The following is a 19,031-nucleotide window of genomic DNA, read 5'->3' on the forward strand; positions in this document are numbered from 1 at the left end:
CGGGCCTGAAGGCCCTCCTACAGGGAAAGGTATAATCTCCGGCCCTTCCCCGAGACCCGCCTGCGCCCCGCGCGCGGCCAGCCCATGTCCGAGCACCTGCGCGAAACCCACCGCCGCCGCACCTTCGCCATCGTCAGCCACCCCGACGCCGGCAAGACCACGCTGACCGAGAAGCTGCTGCTGTTCGGCGGTGCGATCCAGATGGCCGGCTCGGTGAAGGGCCGCAAGGCCGCCCGCCACGCCACCTCCGACTGGATGGCGCTGGAGAAGGAGCGCGGCATCTCGGTCACGTCCTCGGTGATGCAGTTCCCGTACGAGGGCCACATCGTCAACCTGCTCGACACCCCGGGCCACGCCGACTTCGGCGAGGACACCTACCGCGTGCTTACCGCCGTGGACAGCGCGCTGATGGTGATCGACGTGGCCAAGGGCGTCGAGGAGCGCACCATCAAGCTGATGGAGGTCTGCCGCCTGCGCGACACGCCGATCATGGGCTTCATCAACAAGCTCGACCGCGAGGGCAAGGAGCCGATCGAGCTGCTGGACGAGATCGAGAGCGTGCTGGGCATCCAGTGCGCGCCGATCACCTGGCCGATCGGCATGGGCCAGCGCCTGCGCGGCGTCGTGCACCTGGTGAGCGGCGAAGTGCACCTGTACGAGCAGGGCCGCAACTTCACCCGCCAGGACTCCACCATCTTCCCGTCCATCGACGCGCCGGGCCTGGCCGAGCGCATCGGCGAGCAGATGCTGGCCGACCTGCGCGACGAGCTCGAGCTCGTGCAGGGCGCCTCGCATCCGTTCAACAAGGACGACTACCTGGCCGGCAAGCAGGCGCCGGTGTTCTTCGGCTCGGCGGTGAACAACTTCGGCGTGCAGCCGCTGCTCGACTTCTTCGTCGAGCACGCGCCGGGCCCGCAGCCGCGCGCCACGACCTCGCGCGAGATCGCGCCGGAAGAAGAAACCTTCTCCGGCTTCGTGTTCAAGATCCAGGCCAACATGGACCCGCAGCACCGCGACCGCGTCGCCTTCCTGCGCGTGTGCTCGGGCAAGTACGAGGCCGGCATGAAGTCCTTCCACGTGCGCCTGGGCAAGGAAGTGAAGCTGGCGAACGCGCTGACCTTCATGGCCAGCGACCGCGAAATCGTCGAGACCGCCTACCCCGGCGACGTGATCGGCCTGCACAACCACGGCACGATCTCGATCGGCGACACCTTCAGCGCGGGCGAATCGCTGGCCTTCACCGGCATCCCGAACTTCGCGCCGGAGCTGTTCCGCCGCGCCCGCCTGCGCGACCCGCTCAAGCTCAAGCAGCTGCAGAAGGGCCTGGCGCAGCTTTCCGAAGAGGGCGCGACGCAGTTCTTCCGCCCGCTGATGAGCAACGACCTGATCCTCGGCGCGGTCGGCACGCTGCAGTTCGACGTGGTGGCCTACCGGCTCAAGGACGAGTACTCGGTGGATGCGAGCTTCGAGCCGATCACCATCTCGACCGCGCGCTGGGTGAAGGGCGGCACGCCGAAGAAGCTCGAGGAGTTCCGCGAGAAAAACGCGATGAACCTGGGCCTGGACGCCGCCGGCCAGCTGGTCTACCTCGCGCCCTCGCGCGTGAACCTGCAGCTGACCATGGAGCGCTGGCCCGAGCTCGAATTCGCCGCCACCCGCGAACACGCCCAGACCCTCGCCCTCGAATAACCTGTAGGAGGGACTTCAGTCCCGAAGCCTTTCGCCGGAAAGCTTCGGGCCTGAAGGCCCTCCTACAGAAGGCGTACACCGATGACAGAGTACGAACACGACCACGAATCGCCGCGCGAGGAGCGCGCCAACGCCATCACCCACGGCATCGGCGCTTTGATGGCGCTGGTGGGCGGCACGGTGCTGGTGACCCTGTCGGCTACCTTCGGCAATGGCTGGCAGCTGGCCGGCGCGATCGTGTTCAGCGTGGCGCTGGTGCTGCTCTACAGCGCGTCCACGCTCTACCACGCCAGCCACGACCGCATCACCAAGGGCCGCTTCAAGGTCTTCGACCACTGCGCGATCTACGTGCTGATCGCCGGCACGTACACGCCGTTCACCCTGGTGGGCCTGCGCGAGGACGGCGGCTGGTGGCTGTTCGCGGCCATCTGGACCTTCGCGGTGGCGGGCGTGGTGTTCAAGCTGTTCTTCACCGGCCGCTTCAAGGGCCTGTCCACGCTGATCTACCTCGGCATGGGCTGGATGGTGGTGCTGGCGATCAAGCCCTTCCTGCGCCAGATCCCGATGGACACGCTGGCCTGGCTGCTCGGCGGCGGCCTGGCCTACACCGTCGGCACGATCTTCTACATGAGCCGCCGCATCCCCTTCGCCCACGCCATCTGGCACGCCTTCGTGCTGATCGGCAGCGCCTGCCACTTCGTCGCCGTCACCCACCAGGTCCTCCGCCCCTGAACCCCCATGTAGGAGGGACTTCAGTCCCGAAGCTTTTCGCCGGAAAGCTTCGGGACTGAAGTCACTCCTACATTCTTCACCTCCGAATTCCGAGGGATGGACCGCCCGGGGATCGCCATGCTTCGGGCATGCCTCCTCTTACCCACCGACATCGTCAGTCCGATCTTCGAAACGGCAGGCGCACCGAGCCGGGCCGGGCATACTTCCTCACCACAGTCACCCACACCCGCCTGGCGCTCTTCAGCGACTGGGAACCCGCAAGGCATATGAGCCGCTACCTGGCGGATCCCGGGGCATGGCCGGGGGCGGAGCTACTGTGTTGGGTGCTGATGCCTGACCATTGGCACGGACTGCTGATCATCGACGGAACGCGCACGCTGGCGAGTATCATGAAGGTCGCAAAAGGCGGTAGCGCTCGCAGCTTCAACCAAGCCATGGGAAGGACGGGCTCCGTCTGGGCCACAGCCTTCCACGATCATGCCGTGCGGCGCGAGGAGGACTTGCGCGAGGTTGCCCGCTACATCATCCGTAATCCAATTCGGGCCGGGCTCGTGAAATCTTGCGGCGACTACCCGTTCTGGGATGCCGCCTGGCTGAACCCATGGCCCGACATACTCTGAAGCTTGCATCTGTAGGAGGGACTTCAGTCCCGATGCTTTACGGCGAAGAGCTTCGGGACTGAAGTCCCTCCTACAGGGCTTATCGTCAGCTGGCGATGTATTGGTGGAGTTGGGCGATTTCCTGCTGCTGGTCTTCGATGACGGCCTTGACCAGGTCGCCGATGGAGACCATGCCGACCACGCGGCCGTCGTCGAGCACCGGCAGGTGGCGGATCTTGCGGGCGGTCATGATCTGCATGCAGGTGGCGGCGGTGTCGGTGGGCAGCACCGAGACCACGGGGCTGGACATGATCTGGCCCACCGGCGTGTCGGCCGAGGAGCGGCCCTGCAGGATGACCTTGCGGGCGTAGTCGCGCTCGGTGGCGATGCCGACCAGGTCGCTGCCCTGCATCACGAGCACGGAGCCGATGTGGTGTTCGGCCATCAGGCGGATGACCTCGAGCACCGGGGCTTCCCGCGGCACGGCGATGACGCCGCCGCTCCCCTTGTTCTCGAGGATCTGGTTCACGTTGCGCATGGGGCTGCCCTCCGGTGACCGTGGGAAGACTATAGACCCGCCCGGCCTGCGCTGCATCCCTGTGGGAGGGACTTCAGTCCCGATGCCCTTCGCCGGAAAGCATCGGGACTGAAGTCCCTCCCACAGGGGGCTGGCGCACGAAGGTGCGGATCAGGTACAGCGGCCGCTGCTTGGCTTCCATGTACAGCCGGCCGAGGTATTCGCCGATGATGCCCAGCGCCACCAGCTGCAGGCCGCCGAGGAAAAGGACGACGATCATCAGCGAGGGCCAGCCCTGCACCGGGTCGTCCCAGGCCAGGGTGCGGACGATGATCCACACGCCCCAGCCGAAGGCCGCCAGCGCGGTGAACAGGCCGAGGTAGGTGGCCAGCCGCAGCGGCACCGTCGAGAAACTGGTGATGCCCTCGAGCGCCAGGTTCCAGAGCTTCCAGTAGTTGAACGAGGTGCGGCCCGCCATGCGCGACTCGCGCTCGTACGGGAAGGACACCTGCCGGAAGCCCACCCAGGTGAACAGGCCCTTCATGAAGCGCTGCCGCTCGCGCAGGCCGCGCAGCGCGTCCAGCACCGGCCGCGACATCAGCCGGAAATCACCGGTGTCGCGCGGGATGTCGGTGCGCGACAGCCAGGCCATCACCCGGTAGAACGCCGCGGCGCTGAAGCGCTTGAACCAGGTCTCGCCGTCGCGCCGCGTGCGCGTGCCGTAGACCACGTCGTAGCCCTCGCGCCACTTCGCCACCAGCGCGGGGATCAGCTCCGGCGGATCCTGCCCGTCGGCGTCGAGCACCACCACGGCGTCGCCTTCGGCATGGTCGAGCCCGGCGGTGAGCGCCAGCTCCTTGCCGAAATTGCGGGCCAGGCCGATGACGCCCACGCGCGGGTCGGCCCCGGCGAAGGCCTGCAGCATCGCGAAGGTGCCGTCGCGGCTGCCGTCGTCCACGTAAAGCACGCGCGCCGCCAGGTCCAGGCCGTCGAGCACCTTCATCAGGCGCGGATGGAAGACCGGCAGCGCGGCCTCCTCGTTGTAGGCGGCGATGACGACGGTGATCGACTGCGGATTGGCCATGGCCCGAATGATAGTCCAGCCTCCCCCATGGGAGGGATGTGGGCGGGCCTTCGGGGGCTAGTCCAGATACGCGGGGCCGCCGAGGTTGCGGGCGTTGCGCTGGATCCAGGCCGCGCGGCGCTGCACGTAGGGCCCCGGGTTGCGGGCGCTGTATTTCTTCGGGTTGGGCAGTACCGCGGCCAGGCGGGCGCACTCGGCGGCGGTGAGCGCGCTGGCCGGCTTGCGGAAGAAGGCCTGCGCCGCGGCTTCCGCCCCATACACGCCGTCGCCGAACTCGGCGATGTTCACGTACACCTCGAGGATGCGCTGCTTGGGCCAGGTCAGCTCGATCAGCACCGTGTACCAGGCCTCCAGCGCCTTGCGGAAATAGCCGCCGCCGCTCCAAAGGTAAAGGTTCTTGGCCACCTGCTGGCTGATCGTGCTGCCGCCGCGCACGCGGCCGCCGCGGGCGTTGGCATCAAACGCCTTGTCGATGGCCTCGAGGTCGAAGCCGTGGTGCTCGGGGAATTTCTGGTCTTCGGCCGCCACCACCGAAATGGGAAGGTGCGAAGAAATCTGGCCGTAGTCGCGCCATTCCTGCCGCAGCTCGAAGCCCTTCTCGCCCAGGCCATCCACCTGCCGCCACAGCATGAAGGCGCTGGTGGGCGGGTCGATGAAGCGCAGCGGCGCCACCTGCAGGAAGGTGACGCCCACGAACAGCACCGGCAGCCACAGCAGCCGCCGAAGCCAGCGCCGCCGCGGCCGCGGTCGCGCCGAAGAGACCCGCACGGCCTGCGCCATGCTCAGCCGCCCGGCGCGGCCCCGGCGCCGCCCATGCGCTTGCGGGCGAAGTCGGCGAAGTGCTCGAAGCCCGGCTCGGCCAGCCACGCCGCCAGCAGCGCCGGCGCCGACTGCTTGCACAGCGCGGCGTCGGTGGCGCCGACCGGCGCCTGCCAGATCGCCACGCCCGCATCCATGTTCACGTCCCACTCGCCGGTGGTGGTGCGGATGCCGCCGCCGATCACCGGCACCGCGTTGCCCGGCAGCACCAGCACGTCCTCGGCGGTCACGGCCTCCTCGAACACGCTCTCGCCGCGCATGTCGCCCTTCACCCGCACGCAGGCCGACACGCCGCCGGTGTTGCGCACCAGGGCCAGGGCCAGGCCGGTCGACTTCTCGTCGAACACCACCAGCGGCACCGCGAACGCCTGGTCCAGGATCAGGCCCCAGCCGAGGTCGAGCTGCCGGCCGGTGAAATCCATCAGCTGCGCCATGTCGGACCGCGCCATGCCGCGCGCCACCAGTACGTTCTCCAGCGTCTCCTGCGCGGTCAGCGGCACCGGCCGCGCCTGCGCCGCGGGCGCCGCGGGCCGTGCAGAAGCCGCCTGCGCCGCCAGCGCCGATTCCGCCGAAACCAGCGCCAGCAAACCCAGCGCCAAACCCATCATCCCTCGTGCCATCGGTGCCGCCCTGCCTGAAAGTAAGGCGCCAACTGTACTGCCCCGGCGGGTTAAAATCGCGCCCATGGACAAACACCCCGACCGCGACACCCTCACCCGCTTCCTGCTCGAGCGCTCCGGCATCCGCGGCGTGGTGGTGCACCTGGACCAGACCTGGGCGGAGATCGCCGGCCGCGCCGAATACCCCGCGGCCATCGCCGCCCGCCTCGGCGAAACCTGCGCCGCCGCCGCACTGTTCACCGGCCACGCCAAGATCGACGGCCGCCTGAGCGTGCAGCTGCGCGGCACCGGCTGCCTGCGCACCCTGTTCGCCGAGTGCACCGCGGCGGGCACCCTGCGCGGCATCGCCCATTTCGAAGAACCCATCCCCAGCCCGCTGACCCCGCGCGCCTTCGGCCCGGGCTCGCTGCTGGCGATCACCATCGAATCCACCCCGCCCGGCGCCAGCGAGATGACCCGCTACCAGGGCCTGGTGGGCCTGGACGCCGACAGCCTGGCCGAGGCCTTCGAGGGCTACTTCCAGCAATCCGAGCAGCTGCCCACCCGCATGCTGCTGGCCAGCCAGGCCGAGCGCGCCGCCGGCCTGATCCTGCAGAAGCTGCCGGGCGCCGAGGGTGATACCGACGGCTGGGACCGGGTGAACGCCCTGTTCGAAACCCTGGGCCAGGACGAACTGGCCAGCCTGCCGGTGGACACGCTTCTCTGGCGCCTCTTCCACGAGGAAGGCGTGAAGCGGCTCGACCGCCGCCCCCTGCGCTTCGCCTGCAGCTGCTCGCGCGAGCGAGTGGAGGACATGCTGCGCAGCCTGGGCGCCGAAGAAGCCCGGGCCAGCCTCGAGGACGGCGTGGCCCAGGTGCACTGCGACTTCTGCGGCCGGGCCTACCGCTTCGAGGCTGAACAGATCGAGGCCCTGTTCAGCCTGGCCGTCCCCGCCCCCGGCTCCGACCGCCTCCAATAACCCTCCCACAGGGGGGGCTTCCCAGCCGGGCGACTCAAGCGTTAAATTCCTGTAAAATCCGCGTGCCACCCCCCACCCGGGAACTTCCCGGTCCGGCAAGGCTCCAACGGAGCCACGAGGAAAGAACATGAATCCGCTGCTGCGCCACGCCATCGTCCTGCTGCTCGCCCTATCGGGCGCGCAGGCGCTTGCGCAGGCGCCGTCGCCGCTCGTGGTTCCCGAGCAGGACGACGGCACCACCGCGCTGCCGATCATCCGCAACAACCAGGTGGAAGGCTTCCTGCTGATCGAGTCCGGCCTCGGCGCCGCCAACCCGGCGCGCAGCTCGCTAGATCGCCTGCTCGGCCGCAACGCCACGCCCAGCGTCGGCGCCGGCATCACCTTCCCGTTCGATGGTGGCCGCCGCCTGAGCACCAGCCTCGCGCTGGAAACCAACCCGACCATCGGCCTGCTGTGCAACGGCAACGCCGAGTCGCGCAGCTTCGGCGCACTGGCCCAGCACTGCATGGTGGCCAACCTCGCGCCCAGCCCCACCACGCCGATCGCGCTGGCCCGCCCCGGCGTGCGCGCCGAAGCGCGGCTGGACGGCAACGACGGCGCGCTCAGCGCCAGCCTCGGCCTCTCGCGCTTCGACGCCCAGGCGCCGCTGGCCCTGCCGGGCGCCGTGCCGCTGGCCGGCCGCGTCAGCACCGACCTGATGCTGTCGCTGCGCGGCAACGAATACGAACAGGAAGACATCGGCCTGCTGGGCGAACTCAAGGTCGGCGAAACCGGCTGGGTGAGCATCGGCGGCACCCTGGCCCGCGCCCGCATCGTGTCCGCGGCCCAGCTGCCCGGCGCACTGCCGCCGCAGTGGAACACCGGCACGCTCACCCTCAGTGGGGGGGTTGGCAACTTCGGTGGCGAAGTGATCGGCCGCGTGATCGAACTGCCCGGCACCAACACCCGCTACAGCGACGTGGGCCTGGGCGTCACCTGGCGCGCCCCGTGGCGCGGCCGCCTGAGCGTGGGCGCCGCCAACCTCAATGCCCAGGGCCAGAACCCCTTCTCGCTCGCGGACGAGGACCAGGAAGAATCCCGCGTCCCCTACATCCGCTACGAACAAGACCTCTAAGCGCCCCCCTGTAGAAGGGCCTTCAGGCCCGAACCCCTACTCCGGATAAGCCACCCAATTCCCGGCCTCCCGCACGAAGCGCACCTCCTGCGCCTCGTTGCTCTGCACCGCCTGCCCATCGACGGTGAACTTCACGTCCATCGCCACCGCGCACAGCACGCCCGGCCCTTTCCCGGGCTCGCGGCAATCGCTGAGGCTGAAGGCGGCGACCTCGGTCACCTTGATCTGCCGCGCCCCCGGCCGCTCCATCCGCACCACCAGCGCATCGCGCGCCTGGTCGGCCGTGGGCCAGGACGGCGCGCAGCCGGCCAGCAGGGCCAGGGGAACAAGGGCAAGGCAAGCAAGCAGGCGCATGGCGGACTCCTGAAGGGAGCCCGAGTGTAAAACGCTCAGTCCACCAGCCGCACGCGGAAACCCTGCGCCGCCAGCTGCCCGACCAGGGACACCATCTCCGCGCTCTCCACCCGCACTGACTGGCCGGACTTGAGCCGCGCGAAATACTCCTGCGCCCGCCCGGGGAAGAACACCTGCAGCGCCTGCAGCGTGCGCTCGGGCTTGTCGGCCAAGTGATAGTGGTCGAGCAATTCCACCGCCCGCGGCGATGCCTGCGGCGTGGCCGCGCGATAGTCATCCATGAATGAAACCCCTGTGAAGGCCGCCACCCTAAGCGCCTACACACCCCCCCACCACGCGAATCTTTCGCTCCCCCTGTGGGAGGGACTTCAGCCCCGATGCTTCAAACCTTGTAGTAATCCCGATACCAAGCCACGAACCGCCCCACCCCCTCCTCCACATTCACGGACGGCCGGTACCCCACGTTGGCAATCAGGTCCGACACATCCGCCTCGGTATCAGGCACGTCCCCCGCCTGCAGCGGCAGCAGCTGCAGCGTGGCCTTCTTGCCCAGGCACTGCTCCAGCACCTCGATATAGCGCAGCAGCTGCACCGGCTGTTCGTTGCCGATGTTGTAGATCCGGTACGGCGCCACGCCGCTGGTGGCCGGGTCCGGTGCCAGGCCGTTCCAGGCCGGCTCCTTGCCCGGCACGGTGTCGAGCGCGCGCACCACGCCTTCCACGATGTCGTCCACGTAGGTGAAGCTGCGCTTGTGGTGGCCGTGGTTGAAGACCTTTATCGGCTCGCCGGCCAGGATGGCCTTGGTGAATAGGAACAGCGCCATGTCCGGCCGGCCCCAGGGCCCGTACACGGTGAAGAAGCGCAGGCCGGTGGTGGGAATGCCGTAGAGGTGCGAATAGCTGTGCGCCATCTGCTCGTTGGCCTTCTTGGTGGCCGCGTACAGAGTGAGCGGGTGCTCGGTGGGCGAATGCTCCGAGAACGGCATCTTCAGGTTGGCGCCGTAGACCGAACTGGTCGAGGCGTAGACCAGGTGCTCAATGCCGTGGTGGCGGCAGCCTTCAAGCACGTGCAGGAAGCCGGTGACGTTGCTGGACACGTACACGTGCGGGTTCTCGGCCGCGTAGCGCACGCCCGCCTGAGCCGCCAGGTTCACCACGCGCTGCGGCTTGTACTTGGTAAAGACCGACTCGACCGCCGCCCGATCGGCCAGGTCGGCCGTGACGTGCGTGTAGCCCGGCAGCACCTGCAGGCGGGCCAGGCGGGCCTGCTTCAGGGTCGGGTCGTAGTAGTCGTTGAGGTTGTCGAAGCCGATAACCTCGTCGCCGCGGGCGAGGAGGACCTGGGCGACGTGGGAGCCGATGAAGCCGGCAGTGCCGGTGACAAGAACGGTCATGACTTATTGTTCAATCTAAGCTTCATGGAGAAAGCCCGGCCCGCACTTGTCCTAAAGTCGAGCATCGATCGCATCGCGCGGAAGGACGTGCTTGACATCATAAATCACGGAACCGGGCTTTCCGAATGCACGAATCCCATCAGCGCCGAGCAATCGGAACTGGTCATGCGCCACTGCCACGACGATCGCATCATAGGCCCCGGCTTCCGGCTTGGCCACAGGATTCAGACCGTACTCTTGCTTGGCCTGTTCAACGTCAACCCAAGGGTCGAAAACATCCACCTTGACGTTGTAGTCGACCAGCGTCTCGATGATGTCAACCACTCGCGAGTTTCGCAGATCGGAGCAGTTCTCTTTGAACGAAAGCCCCATGACCAATACCCTTGCGCGCACGGGATTCATCCCCTTGCGCAGCATGAGCTTGACAACCTGGTCAGCCACGTAGAAACCCATGGAATCGTTGGTGCGGCGGCCTGCAAGTATGACCTGCGGATGGTGCCCAATCTGCTGCGCTTTATGGGTCAAGTAGTACGGGTCGACACCAATGCAATGGCCGCCAACGAGTCCGGGGCGGAATGGCAGGAAATTCCATTTAGTCCCCGCTGCCTCCAGCACCTCGAGCGTGTCGATGCCCAGCTTGTTGAAAAGGATCGCCAAGTCATTGACGAGCGCAATATTCAGATCGCGCTGGGTGTTTTCGATCACCTTCGCGGCTTCTGCGACTTTCAAGCTGCTGGCCTTGTGAGTACCTGCCTTGATTATGCGGCGATACAATTCGTCCACGTAGTCGGCCGCCTGCGGCGTACTACCGCTTGTCACTTTCATAACGTCAGGCAGTCGATGGACCTTATCACCGGGATTAATACGCTCCGGACTGTACCCACAGAAGAAGTCCCGGTTGAATTCCAGACCCGATAGCGACTCCAGGATTGGTACACAAACCTCTTCGGTGCAGCCCGGATATACCGTGCTCTCGTAAACAACCACGTCACCCGGCTTCATTATCCGACCCACAGCCTCGCTTGCTCGCAAGAGCGGCCCCAAATCGGGACGCTTCGCAGAATCGATGGGCGTGGGTACGGTGACGATGTAGACATTACAATCCGCGATGTCAGTTAACAGCGCGGTGTAACGTAGGTGCGTACTGTCGGCCAATTCAGTGGCATCGCACTCTAAGGTACTGTCGCGACCTTTTTTCAGCTCGGTTACTCGGGATGCTTGGATGTCGTAGCCGACGGTCGGAAAATGCTTGCCGAACTCCACCGCGAGCGGCAGGCCGACGTATCCAAGGCCGATGACGGCGATTCGAACTTCTTGTGAATTGAACATGCCATGGGCACTCCGATCGAGGCCTACATGCTACTCTGAACCTGTTAGATACGGCCGCCCTGTGCCCCGACTTGCGGGGATCCCGTCGCGCCGCCAGGGTGCCGGCCGGAGGTTTCAGCCGTGCAACGCCTCAGACGCTGCGGCCGTAAACATCCTCGAACCGCACGATGTCGTCCTCGCCGAGATAGCTGCCCGACTGCACCTCGATCAGCTCCAGCGGAACCTTGCCCGGGTTCTCTAGGCGGTGCTTACTGCCCAGCGGGATGTAGGTGCTCTGGTTTTCGGCCAGCAGGAACACCTTGTCATCGCAGGTAACCCGGGCACTGCCGCTGACCACGATCCAGTGCTCGGCCCGGTGGTGGTGCATCTGCAGGCTGAGCGCGGCGCCGGGCTTGACCACGATGCGCTTGACCTGGAACCGGTCGCCGCTGTCGATGCCGTCGTAGCTGCCCCAGGGACGATACACCTTGCGGTGCACGCTGGCCTGCGGACGACCCTGCGATTTCAGGACTGAAACTATCTCCTTGACTTTCTGTACCTGGTCTTTCGCCGCGACCAGCAGTGCATCGTCGGTATCCACCACGATCACGTCCTGCAGGCCGAGCAGGCTGACCAGGCGGCGCCCGCCCCAGGCCAGCGTGTTGCGGCAGTCGATCGCGAGCACGTCGCCGTGGTGGGCATTGCCATCCGGATCCTGGTCGGCGATCTCCCAGAGCGCCGACCACGAGCCTACATCGCTCCAGCCGACGTCGATGGGCAGCACGGCGGCGTGCGAAGTTTTTTCCATCACCGCGTAATCGATGGAGTCGGACGGGCAGGCTTCGAAGGCCGCGCGGTCGAGCCGCAGGAAATCGGCATCGCGCTTCGCGCCGGCGAGCGCGGTCTTGGCGGCGGCGAGGATGGCGGGCGCGAAGGCGGCCAGTTCCTCGAGGTAGCGCGAGGCGCGGAACAGGAACATGCCCGAGTTCCAGAAGTAATCGCCGCTGGCGACGTAGGCCTGGGCCGTGGCCAGGTCCGGCTTCTCCACGAACCGCTCGACGACGCGAGCACCCCCTGTAGGAGGGACTTCAGTCCCGAAGCCCTTCGCTGAAAGCTTCGGGCCTGAAGGCCCTCCTACAGGGAGCGCGGCGGATTTGATGTAGCCGTAGCCGGTCTCCGGGCCCGTGGGCACGATGCCGAAGGTGACCAGCTTGCCGGCCTCGGCCGCGGGCGCGGCGGCCAGCACGGCGGCGCGGAAGCCGGCCTCGTCGCGGATCACGTGGTCCGACGGCAACACCAGCAGCAGCGGGTCGGCGCCGCCGGCCTGGGCCTGCATCGCGGCCGCGGCGATGGCCGGGGCGGTGTTGCGGCCCACGGGCTCGAGCAGCAGCGCGGCCGGGGTCACGCCCAGCTGGCGCAGCTGTTCGGCCACCATGAACCGGTGCTCTTCGTTCGCCACCACGATCGGCGCGGCCGCGCCGGGCATCCCGGCCAGGCGCCGCCAGGTCGCCTGCAACAGCGACTGCTCGCCCACCAGCGGCTGGAACTGCTTGGGGTGGGTCTCGCGCGACAGCGGCCAGAGCCGCGTGCCTGAACCGCCGGACAGAAGGACGGGGATGATCTGGGGCATGGGGATTTGCCGTGGAAAACACGCCTCCATGATGCCCTGCCCCGCCCGTTTGTAGGAGGGTCTTCAGGCCCGAAGCTTTACGCGAAGGGCTTCGGGCCTGAAGGCCCTCCTACAAGGTGTCCGCCGGGTGATAATCGCGGCATGACCCTGCCTACCCGCGACACCCTGCGCCTGGAGTGGACCCGCCAGGCCCTGGCCGATCCCGAAGCGAGCCTCGAGCGCGCCTCCAACGACGCCTCCTTCCGCAGCTACTGGCGCAGCCACTCCGCCGGCCGCAGCTGGATCGTGATGGACGCGCCGCCGGACCGCGAGGACATCCGCCCGTGGCTCGACGTGGCCTCGCGCCTGGCCCGCGCCGGCGTGCACGTGCCCGAGATCCAGGCGGCCGACCCGGAGCGCGGCTTCGTGGTGATGGAGGACCTGGGCGACCGCCTGTTCCTGCCCGAGCTCAACGAATCCACCGCCGACCGCCTCTACGGCGCCGCGCTCGATGCGCTGCTGGCGATGCAGCTGCGCGCCGACGCCGGCGACCTGCCCGCCTACGACGAGGCGCGCCTGGTCACCGAGATGGAGCTGATGCCCGAGTGGCTGCTCAAGCGCCACCTCGGCTACACGCCCGAGTGCGAGGAGTGGGACGTCATCGAATCCGCCTTCCGCGCGCTGGTGAACAACGCGCGCCTGCAGCCGCAGGTCTTCGTGCATCGCGACTACCACTCGCGCAACCTGCTGGTCACCGCGCGCGACAACCCGGGCGTGATCGATTTCCAGGACGCCGTGCGAGGCCCGGTCACCTACGACCTGGTGTCGCTGCTGCGCGACTGCTACATCGCCTGGCCCGAGGCGCGGATCAACGCCTGGGTCGAGGAGTACCGCCAGCGCCTCGTCGCCGAGGGCCTGACCACGGTGGACACCGCCACCTTCCTGCGCGCCTTCGATCTGATGGGCGTGCAGCGGCACCTGAAGGTGCTCGGCATCTTCTGCCGGCTCTGGTACCGCGACGGCAAGGCCGGCTACCTGCAGGACCTGCCGCTGGTGTGGCGCTACACCCGCGAGGTCGGCGCACGCTATCCGGAAACCGCGCCTCTGATCGCGTTGCTCGAGCGCATCATCGGCAACACCGAACTGACCCAGCCGCGCCCATGAAGGCGCTGGTATTCGCGGCAGGCAAGGGCGAGCGGATGCGGCCGCTGACCGACCACACGCCGAAGCCGCTGCTGCCGGTGCGCGGCAAGCCGCTGATCGCCTGGCACCTCGAGCGGCTCGCCGCGGCGGGCGTCCGCGACGTGGTGGTGAACATCGCCTGGCTGGCCGACTGCTTCGAGCCCGCGCTCGGCGACGGCTCGCGCTGGGGCCTGCGCCTGCACTATTCGCGCGAAGGCGCCGAACCGCTGGAAACCGGCGGTGGCATGCTGCAGGCGATGCCGCTGCTGGGCGACGCGCCCTTCCTCGCGGTGAACGGTGACATCTTCTGCGACTGCGATTTCGCCGCCTTGCCGCGCGAGCCGCACGGCCTCGCGCACCTGGTGATGGTGGACAACCCCGGGCACAACCCGCGCGGCGACTTCGCGCTCGATGCCGAAGGCCGGCTGCACGCCGACGGCGCCGCGCGCCTGACCTTCGCCGGCATCGGCGTGTACCGCCCCGCCCTGCTGGCGAACTGGCGCGACGTCATCGGCCCCGCCCCGGGCGCCGACGAGTCACCGCCGCGCTTCAAGCTCGCGCCCCTGCTACGCGCCGCCATGGCCCGCGGCGAGGTGGACGGCCGCCACCACCGCGGCGAATGGACCGACGTGGGCACCCCCGAGCGGCTCGCCGCGCTGGGCTGAGCGCTAGGCCGCGCCGTCCTGCAGCAGGGTGCGCAGGAAGGGAATGGTGATGCGGCGCTGCGCGGCCAGGCTGGCGCGATCGATCCGCTCCAGCAGTTTGGTCAGGCTGGCCAGATCGCGGTCGACGCGGCGCAGCAGGTAATCGAGCACTGCGTCGTCGAGCTCCAGTCCGCGGCGGAAGCCGCGCTGGCGCAGCACTTCGCGCCGGCCGGCGTCATCGAGCGGCTCGAGCGCGAAGCGCACGCACTGCCCCAGGCGCGTGACCAGATCCGGCAGCTGCAGGCCGAGCGCGGCCGGATTGCCGCGCGCGGCGTAGATCACCACGGCGCCGCTGGCGCGCGCGCGGTTGTGGAAATGGAACAGCGCTTCCTCGTCCTCGCGGCTGCCCGCGATGGCGTCGAGGCCATCGAGGCAGAGCAGCGCGCTGCCCTCCTGCGCGGCCAGGGCGTCGCCCAGTCGCCCGGCGAACGCGGCCAGCGGCAGGTAGGCGGCGCGCCGGCCGGCGGCGGTGGCTTCGGCGCAGGCGGCGAGCAGGAGATGCGTCTTGCCGCTGCCCGCCGGGCCCGCGAGGAACAGCCAGTCGCCCGCCTCGCCGCGCGCGCCGGCGCGCACCGCATCGCGCACGGCCGGCTGGCCATGGAAGGCATCGAACTGCTGGTCGGGCGGCGTGCGCAGCGACAGCGGAAGCTGCGGGGTACTCACGGCTCTTTGATGATCACCGACTCGTCGGCGCCGTAGAGCTGGCTGGCGGTGTAGCGCGCGTGGGCGTAGCGCAGCACCACCACCAGCACCGCCGCGAACGGCAGCGCCAGCAGCACGCCGAGGAAGCCGAAGAGCTGGCCGCCGGCCATGATCGCGAAGATCACCGCCACCGGATGCAGGCCGATCTTGTCGCCCACCAGCCACGGCGTCAGCCAGAAGCTCTCGAGCAGCTGGCCCAGGCCGAACACGCCCAGCACCAGCGCCAGGTGCATCAGGTCGCCGTGCTGCACCAGGGTGGCGATCACCGCCGCGCCCAGGCCCACGATGGCGCCCAGGTAAGGCACGAAGCTCACCAGGCCGGCGACGATGCCGATCAGGATGCCGAGGTCGACGCCGACCGCCGTCAGGCCGATCGCGTAGATCGCACCCAGCGCGATCATCACGCTGAGCTGGCCGCGGATGAAGCCGCCCAGCACCTGGTCGGACTCGTGCGTGAGCTGGGTCACCACCGGCTCGACCGGCCGCGGCAGCAGGTCGCGCACTTTCGCCAGCATGCCGGCGCCATCGCGCATGAAGTAGAAGGTCACCACCGGGATCAGCGCGAGGTTGGCGATCCAGCCCAGGATGGCCATGCCCGACTTCGACACGCCGCCGAACACCGTCGCCGCGACGCCGCCGGCTTCCTGCCAGTGCTGCTTGAGCAGTTCGATGATCGCGCTCGGATCGATGTAGCCGGCCAGCTCGATCTTGAAGCGCTGCTCGGCCCAGGGCACCGCGGTGCCGGTGAGCCAGGCCCCGAAACGCGGCAGCCAGTCGATGAACTTCGACACCTGGTTCTCGATCAGCGGGATCAGCAGCAGCACCGCAAGCACGATCACCAGCGTCATCAGCGAGAACACCAGCAGCACCGCGATCGAACGCGAGCGGCCGCCGCGCTCGAGGCGGCGCACCAGCGGCTCGCCCAGCCAGGCCAGCAGGGCCGACACCACGAACGGGGTGAGGATCGGCGCCAGCAGCCACACCAGCACGCCGACCGCGGCGGCCAGGGCCAGCCACTGCCAGCGGCGGCGGTCGCTGAACGGATCGGGCAGCGGTGCGGCGGGCGCGGTCACGGCAGCAGCCGGTAGGTGGGCACGCCGTCGGCAACGACGGGATCCCGGGCCAGCACGCTGCCGGCGGCCACGAAGCGGTCGAAGCCCTCCACGCCGACGGCCAGGTCGAGCTCCAGCGTCAGCGCATCGGCTTCGGCGCGCACCACGCGCAGGCCCTTCACCACCGCCAGCGTCTGCAGGTAGCCCATCGCGCGGGTGAAATCGGTGCCGTCGCGCAGGCCGGTCACGGCGACGGCGAGCTGGGTCGGCTCGCCGGCCTGCAGCGGCACGGCGTCGCGGCGGGCGATGGCGTCGGCGGCGCCGTCGGCGCCCGAGGCGATCGCGCGCTGCGGGCTGGCGTCGCTGAAGGACCAGCGCGAGAGCTCGGTCTCGCCGTCGCTCAGCACCCAGTCGGCGGTCCAGCCGGCGCCGGCGCGGTAAACGCGGCCCAGCAGCTGCACCTGCCCGCCGTAGCGCGCGGTCAGCGGCAGCATCGGCGCCGGGGTCTGGCTCCAGACGGTCTGCACCGCGGCCTGTTCGACCGCGCTGCCGGCCGGCATGCCGAAGCGCAGGCCGCGCTCGAGGCCGCGCTCGGCCAGCGGCTTCACCACCGCCAGCTGCTGGGCGTTGACCAGGCGCGCGCCGCGGCCGTCGTCGATCGCCAGCCACAGGATCGGCCGCGGGCGGCTGCCGCCCCAGTACTTCAGGCCGGCGGCGGCCACCAGCGCGTCCACGCCGTTGGGCTCGAAGGCGAAGCTCATCGTGGTCCGGTAGACCGGCACGCCGCCGATGGCGGTGTTGCCCTGCTGGTCGCTCGATTCGCGGGTGTCGCTGGTGGTGACGTAGGTCTGCGCGCTGGCCAGGGCCCGGCGCACCACCGGATGGTTGGCGGCCTGCGGGTCGCCGGTCAGCTTCACCACCACCTGGGCCAGGGCGCGGGCAGTGGCGGCGCGGCGCTCGCCGGCGCCCTGCGAGATCAGCGTCACCTGGCCCTGGTAAAGGCTCAGGTCGCGCTCGGCCGGCAGCCCGCCCGCCGGCGCATCGGCCAGCGGCCCCGCCACCGGCTCAGGCGCTGCCCCTTCCGTGGGAGGAACCGCGACCCCCACCGCAGCCCCTCCTGTGGGAGGGACTTCAGTCCCGATCGCCACGGCCGGCGCAAGCGCCACCAGGCAGGCCAACAGGCAGGTTTTGATCAGGCTCGTACGCATGGGGGGCTTCGCAGGAAACACAGGCCGCATGGTGCCGCATGGGGGGCTGGGGCGTCCAACCTCCGGGCGGGAAGCTTCGGGCCTGAAGGGCCTCCTACAGGGGCCGCGGGCCTGTAGGAGGGCCTTCAGGCCCGAACGCTCTTGCTAGAATGCCTCCCTTCCCCGCGCCCGGATGCCGCCCTTGACCACCCCCACCCCCCTCACCTACCGCGATGCGGGCGTTGATATCGACGCCGGCAACGAAGTCGTCGAGCGCATCAAGCCCCTGGTCAAGCGCACCTTCCGGCCCGAGGTGATGGGCGGGCTGGGCGGCTTCGGCGCCCTGTTCAACCTCTCCGGCAAGTACCGCGAGCCGGTGCTGGTCAGCGGCACCGACGGCGTCGGCACCAAGCTCAAGCTGGCCCAGCAGCTCAACCGCCACGACACCATCGGCATCGACCTGGTGGGCATGTGCGTCAACGACGTGCTGGTGCAGGGCGCCGAGCCGCTGTTCTTCCTCGACTATTTCGCCACCGGCAAGCTGCACGTGGACACCACGGTGTCGGTCGTCGGCGGCATCGCCAAGGGCTGCGAGCTGGCCGGCTGCGCCCTGATCGGCGGCGAGACCGCCGAAATGCCCGACATGTACCCGCCGGGCGAATACGACCTGGCCGGCTTCACCGTCGGCGCGGTGGAGAAGTCGATGCTGCTCGACGGCGCCAAGGTACGCGAGGGCGACGTGCTGCTGGGCATCGCCTCCTCCGGCCCGCATTCGAACGGCTACTCGCTGGTGCGCCGCATCTACGACCGCGCCGGCCGCCCGGCCGAGCTCGACGTCGGCGGCGTGAAGCTGGTGGACGCGCTGATGGCGCCGACCACGATCTACGTCAAGCCGATCCTGGAGCTGCTGGGCAAGCACGACCTGCACGCCATGGCCCACATCACCGGCGGCGGCCTGACCGAGAACATCATCCGCGTCATCCCGGACGGCCTGGGCCTGGACATCGAAGCCTCGGCGATCGCGCTGCCGCCGGTGTTCGAGTGGCTGCAGCGCGAAGGCGCGGTGCCGAACCCGGAGATGTGGCGCACCTTCAACTGCGGCGTCGGCTTCGTGCTGGTGCTGGCCCCGGGCGACGTGGCGGCGGTCTCGGCCGACCTGCAGCGCCTCGGCCTCGCCCACCGCGCCATCGGCCAGGTCGTCAAGGCCCGCGGCGAAGAGCGCGTCCACATCGGCTGACCCGCTGGAATGGCATCACTGCCGGACTTGCAGGCGGGCTGATGGAAGCTCTTTTTTGGCCACTGATGAACACTGATAAACACTGATAAACACTGATAAACACCGATAAAGCGTCTTTCAGTTGGGCACGGCGAGCGCGGAATGGCCGGGGCGTGCCACGGGGCAATCCAG

At 68.7% G+C, this 19,031-nt stretch carries 20 protein-coding genes; 8 read left to right on the forward strand and 12 right to left on the reverse strand.

The features are described from left to right. Positions 1 to 84: 84 nt before the first annotated feature. The 3 genes from N787_RS09035 to N787_RS09045 all read left to right on the forward strand — a co-directional run bounded on the left by N787_RS09035 (position 85) and on the right by N787_RS09045 (position 3,041). Entirely contained in the window at positions 85 to 1,689 is a 1,605-nt protein-coding gene (locus tag N787_RS09035) for a peptide chain release factor 3 (protein WP_034212903.1), read from the forward strand. 81 nt (positions 1,690 to 1,770) lie between these two features. Then, positions 1,771 to 2,421, forward strand: a complete 651-nt coding sequence (gene trhA, locus N787_RS09040; protein WP_034212905.1) for a PAQR family membrane homeostasis protein TrhA — start codon at positions 1,771 to 1,773, stop codon at positions 2,419 to 2,421. A 128-nt stretch (positions 2,422 to 2,549) separates the two neighbouring features. Further along, positions 2,550 to 3,041, forward strand: a complete 492-nt coding sequence (locus N787_RS09045; RefSeq protein WP_034212906.1) for an REP-associated tyrosine transposase — start codon at positions 2,550 to 2,552, stop codon at positions 3,039 to 3,041. Between the two features lie 85 nt (positions 3,042 to 3,126). Here N787_RS09045 and N787_RS09050 read toward each other — a convergent pair whose 3' ends face one another. The 4 genes from N787_RS09050 to N787_RS09065 form a co-directional block, all read right to left on the reverse strand. Further along, complete coding sequence (locus N787_RS09050; protein WP_034212908.1) at positions 3,127 to 3,558, reverse strand: CBS domain-containing protein; 432 nt, start codon at positions 3,556 to 3,558, stop codon at positions 3,127 to 3,129. Positions 3,559 to 3,631: 73 nt separating this feature from the next. Then, a complete protein-coding gene (locus N787_RS09055; protein ID WP_052575324.1) occupies positions 3,632 to 4,621 on the reverse strand; it encodes a glycosyltransferase family 2 protein in 990 nt (329 codons plus the stop codon). Positions 4,622 to 4,678: 57 nt separating this feature from the next. Then, positions 4,679 to 5,401, reverse strand: a complete 723-nt coding sequence (gene mtgA, locus N787_RS09060) for a monofunctional biosynthetic peptidoglycan transglycosylase (RefSeq protein WP_034212910.1) — start codon at positions 5,399 to 5,401, stop codon at positions 4,679 to 4,681. Between the two features lie 2 nt (positions 5,402 to 5,403). Continuing rightward, complete coding sequence (locus tag N787_RS09065) at positions 5,404 to 6,060, reverse strand: hypothetical protein (RefSeq protein WP_169742300.1); 657 nt, start codon at positions 6,058 to 6,060, stop codon at positions 5,404 to 5,406. A gap of 64 nt (positions 6,061 to 6,124) precedes the next feature. Here N787_RS09065 and hslO point away from each other — a divergent pair, with 64 nt between their 5' ends. Together hslO and N787_RS09075 are read left to right on the forward strand one after the other, a co-directional pair. Next, on the forward strand, positions 6,125 to 7,018 hold the full coding sequence (gene hslO / locus N787_RS09070) for an Hsp33 family molecular chaperone HslO (RefSeq protein WP_034212914.1): 894 nt from the start codon (positions 6,125 to 6,127) through the stop codon (positions 7,016 to 7,018). Positions 7,019 to 7,145: 127 nt separating this feature from the next. Further along, a complete protein-coding gene (locus tag N787_RS09075) occupies positions 7,146 to 8,132 on the forward strand; it encodes a hypothetical protein (protein ID WP_034212916.1) in 987 nt (328 codons plus the stop codon). 36 nt (positions 8,133 to 8,168) lie between these two features. Here the strand turns inward: N787_RS09075 and N787_RS09080 are convergent, their stop codons facing one another. From N787_RS09080 to N787_RS09100, 5 genes are all read right to left on the reverse strand, one after another. Continuing rightward, positions 8,169 to 8,486 carry a hypothetical protein gene (locus tag N787_RS09080; protein WP_034212918.1) on the reverse strand — a complete coding sequence of 106 codons (318 nt, stop codon included), beginning with the start codon at positions 8,484 to 8,486 and terminating at the stop codon, positions 8,169 to 8,171. Between the two features lie 35 nt (positions 8,487 to 8,521). Then, the gene (locus tag N787_RS09085; RefSeq protein WP_034212920.1) at positions 8,522 to 8,767 is read right to left on the reverse strand and encodes a hypothetical protein; all 246 of its coding nucleotides are present in this window, start codon (positions 8,765 to 8,767) and stop codon (positions 8,522 to 8,524) included. 101 nt (positions 8,768 to 8,868) lie between these two features. Next, on the reverse strand, positions 8,869 to 9,879 hold the full coding sequence (locus N787_RS09090) for an NAD-dependent epimerase (RefSeq protein ID WP_034212922.1): 1,011 nt from the start codon (positions 9,877 to 9,879) through the stop codon (positions 8,869 to 8,871). Positions 9,880 to 9,930: 51 nt separating this feature from the next. Next, on the reverse strand, positions 9,931 to 11,208 hold the full coding sequence (gene tviB, locus N787_RS09095; RefSeq protein WP_034212924.1) for a Vi polysaccharide biosynthesis UDP-N-acetylglucosamine C-6 dehydrogenase TviB: 1,278 nt from the start codon (positions 11,206 to 11,208) through the stop codon (positions 9,931 to 9,933). Positions 11,209 to 11,338: 130 nt separating this feature from the next. Continuing rightward, complete coding sequence (locus N787_RS09100; protein WP_034212926.1) at positions 11,339 to 12,817, reverse strand: mannose-1-phosphate guanylyltransferase/mannose-6-phosphate isomerase; 1,479 nt, start codon at positions 12,815 to 12,817, stop codon at positions 11,339 to 11,341. A 141-nt stretch (positions 12,818 to 12,958) separates the two neighbouring features. On the opposite strand from N787_RS09100, the gene N787_RS09105 reads away from it, so the two are divergent. Further along, complete coding sequence (locus N787_RS09105) at positions 12,959 to 13,960, forward strand: aminoglycoside phosphotransferase family protein (protein WP_034212928.1); 1,002 nt, start codon at positions 12,959 to 12,961, stop codon at positions 13,958 to 13,960. Then, positions 13,957 to 14,643 (forward strand): N-acetylmuramate alpha-1-phosphate uridylyltransferase MurU, encoded by a 687-nt coding sequence (gene murU / locus N787_RS09110; RefSeq protein ID WP_034212930.1) that lies wholly within the window; start codon positions 13,957 to 13,959, stop codon positions 14,641 to 14,643. The genes N787_RS09105 and murU overlap by 4 nt, the downstream gene beginning before the upstream one ends. 3 nt (positions 14,644 to 14,646) lie before the next feature. On the opposite strand, the gene hda is transcribed toward murU, so the two are convergent. The 3 genes from hda to N787_RS09125 are packed head-to-tail and all read right to left on the reverse strand — an operon-like array spanning position 14,647 to position 17,644. Beyond that, positions 14,647 to 15,345: a DnaA regulatory inactivator Hda gene (hda, locus tag N787_RS09115; RefSeq protein ID WP_034212932.1), complete on the reverse strand. Its 699-nt coding sequence runs from the start codon at positions 15,343 to 15,345 to the stop codon at positions 14,647 to 14,649. Next, positions 15,342 to 16,457 (reverse strand): AI-2E family transporter, encoded by a 1,116-nt coding sequence (locus tag N787_RS09120; protein WP_245593992.1) that lies wholly within the window; start codon positions 16,455 to 16,457, stop codon positions 15,342 to 15,344. The genes hda and N787_RS09120 overlap by 4 nt, the downstream gene beginning before the upstream one ends. Then, a complete protein-coding gene (locus N787_RS09125) occupies positions 16,454 to 17,644 on the reverse strand; it encodes a DUF2066 domain-containing protein (RefSeq protein WP_156968970.1) in 1,191 nt (396 codons plus the stop codon). The genes N787_RS09120 and N787_RS09125 overlap by 4 nt, the downstream gene beginning before the upstream one ends. A gap of 172 nt (positions 17,645 to 17,816) precedes the next feature. Between N787_RS09125 and purM the strand changes: the two genes are divergently transcribed. Continuing rightward, on the forward strand, positions 17,817 to 18,860 hold the full coding sequence (purM, locus tag N787_RS09130) for a phosphoribosylformylglycinamidine cyclo-ligase (protein ID WP_034212934.1): 1,044 nt from the start codon (positions 17,817 to 17,819) through the stop codon (positions 18,858 to 18,860). Positions 18,861 to 19,031 lie beyond the last annotated feature (171 nt).

It is taken from the genome of Arenimonas metalli CF5-1 (genome assembly GCF_000747155.1).
In the GTDB taxonomy this organism is placed as follows: Bacteria; Pseudomonadota; Gammaproteobacteria; order Xanthomonadales; family Xanthomonadaceae; genus Arenimonas; species Arenimonas metalli.

What these genes read in the sequence shown, in the direction of transcription:
- N787_RS09035 (WP_034212903.1), top strand. Translation starts at nt 85, where the DNA reads ATGTCCGAGCACCTGCGCGAAACCCACCGCCGCCGCACCTTCGCCATC.
- trhA (WP_034212905.1), top strand. Translation starts at nt 1,771, where the DNA reads ATGACAGAGTACGAACACGACCACGAATCGCCGCGCGAGGAGCGCGCC.
- N787_RS09045 (WP_034212906.1), top strand. Translation starts at nt 2,550, where the DNA reads ATGCCTCCTCTTACCCACCGACATCGTCAGTCCGATCTTCGAAACGGC.
- N787_RS09050 (WP_034212908.1), bottom strand. Translation starts at nt 3,558, where the DNA reads ATGCGCAACGTGAACCAGATCCTCGAGAACAAGGGGAGCGGCGGCGTC.
- N787_RS09055 (WP_052575324.1), bottom strand. Translation starts at nt 4,621, where the DNA reads ATGGCCAATCCGCAGTCGATCACCGTCGTCATCGCCGCCTACAACGAG.
- mtgA (WP_034212910.1), bottom strand. Translation starts at nt 5,401, where the DNA reads ATGGCGCAGGCCGTGCGGGTCTCTTCGGCGCGACCGCGGCCGCGGCGG.
- N787_RS09065 (WP_169742300.1), bottom strand. Translation starts at nt 6,060, where the DNA reads ATGGCACGAGGGATGATGGGTTTGGCGCTGGGTTTGCTGGCGCTGGTT.
- hslO (WP_034212914.1), top strand. Translation starts at nt 6,125, where the DNA reads ATGGACAAACACCCCGACCGCGACACCCTCACCCGCTTCCTGCTCGAG.
- N787_RS09075 (WP_034212916.1), top strand. Translation starts at nt 7,146, where the DNA reads ATGAATCCGCTGCTGCGCCACGCCATCGTCCTGCTGCTCGCCCTATCG.
- N787_RS09080 (WP_034212918.1), bottom strand. Translation starts at nt 8,486, where the DNA reads ATGCGCCTGCTTGCTTGCCTTGCCCTTGTTCCCCTGGCCCTGCTGGCC.
- N787_RS09085 (WP_034212920.1), bottom strand. Translation starts at nt 8,767, where the DNA reads ATGGATGACTATCGCGCGGCCACGCCGCAGGCATCGCCGCGGGCGGTG.
- N787_RS09090 (WP_034212922.1), bottom strand. Translation starts at nt 9,879, where the DNA reads ATGACCGTTCTTGTCACCGGCACTGCCGGCTTCATCGGCTCCCACGTC.
- tviB (WP_034212924.1), bottom strand. Translation starts at nt 11,208, where the DNA reads ATGTTCAATTCACAAGAAGTTCGAATCGCCGTCATCGGCCTTGGATAC.
- N787_RS09100 (WP_034212926.1), bottom strand. Translation starts at nt 12,817, where the DNA reads ATGCCCCAGATCATCCCCGTCCTTCTGTCCGGCGGTTCAGGCACGCGG.
- N787_RS09105 (WP_034212928.1), top strand. Translation starts at nt 12,959, where the DNA reads ATGACCCTGCCTACCCGCGACACCCTGCGCCTGGAGTGGACCCGCCAG.
- murU (WP_034212930.1), top strand. Translation starts at nt 13,957, where the DNA reads ATGAAGGCGCTGGTATTCGCGGCAGGCAAGGGCGAGCGGATGCGGCCG.
- N787_RS09125 (WP_156968970.1), bottom strand. Translation starts at nt 17,644, where the DNA reads ATGCGTACGAGCCTGATCAAAACCTGCCTGTTGGCCTGCCTGGTGGCG.
- purM (WP_034212934.1), top strand. Translation starts at nt 17,817, where the DNA reads ATGCCGCCCTTGACCACCCCCACCCCCCTCACCTACCGCGATGCGGGC.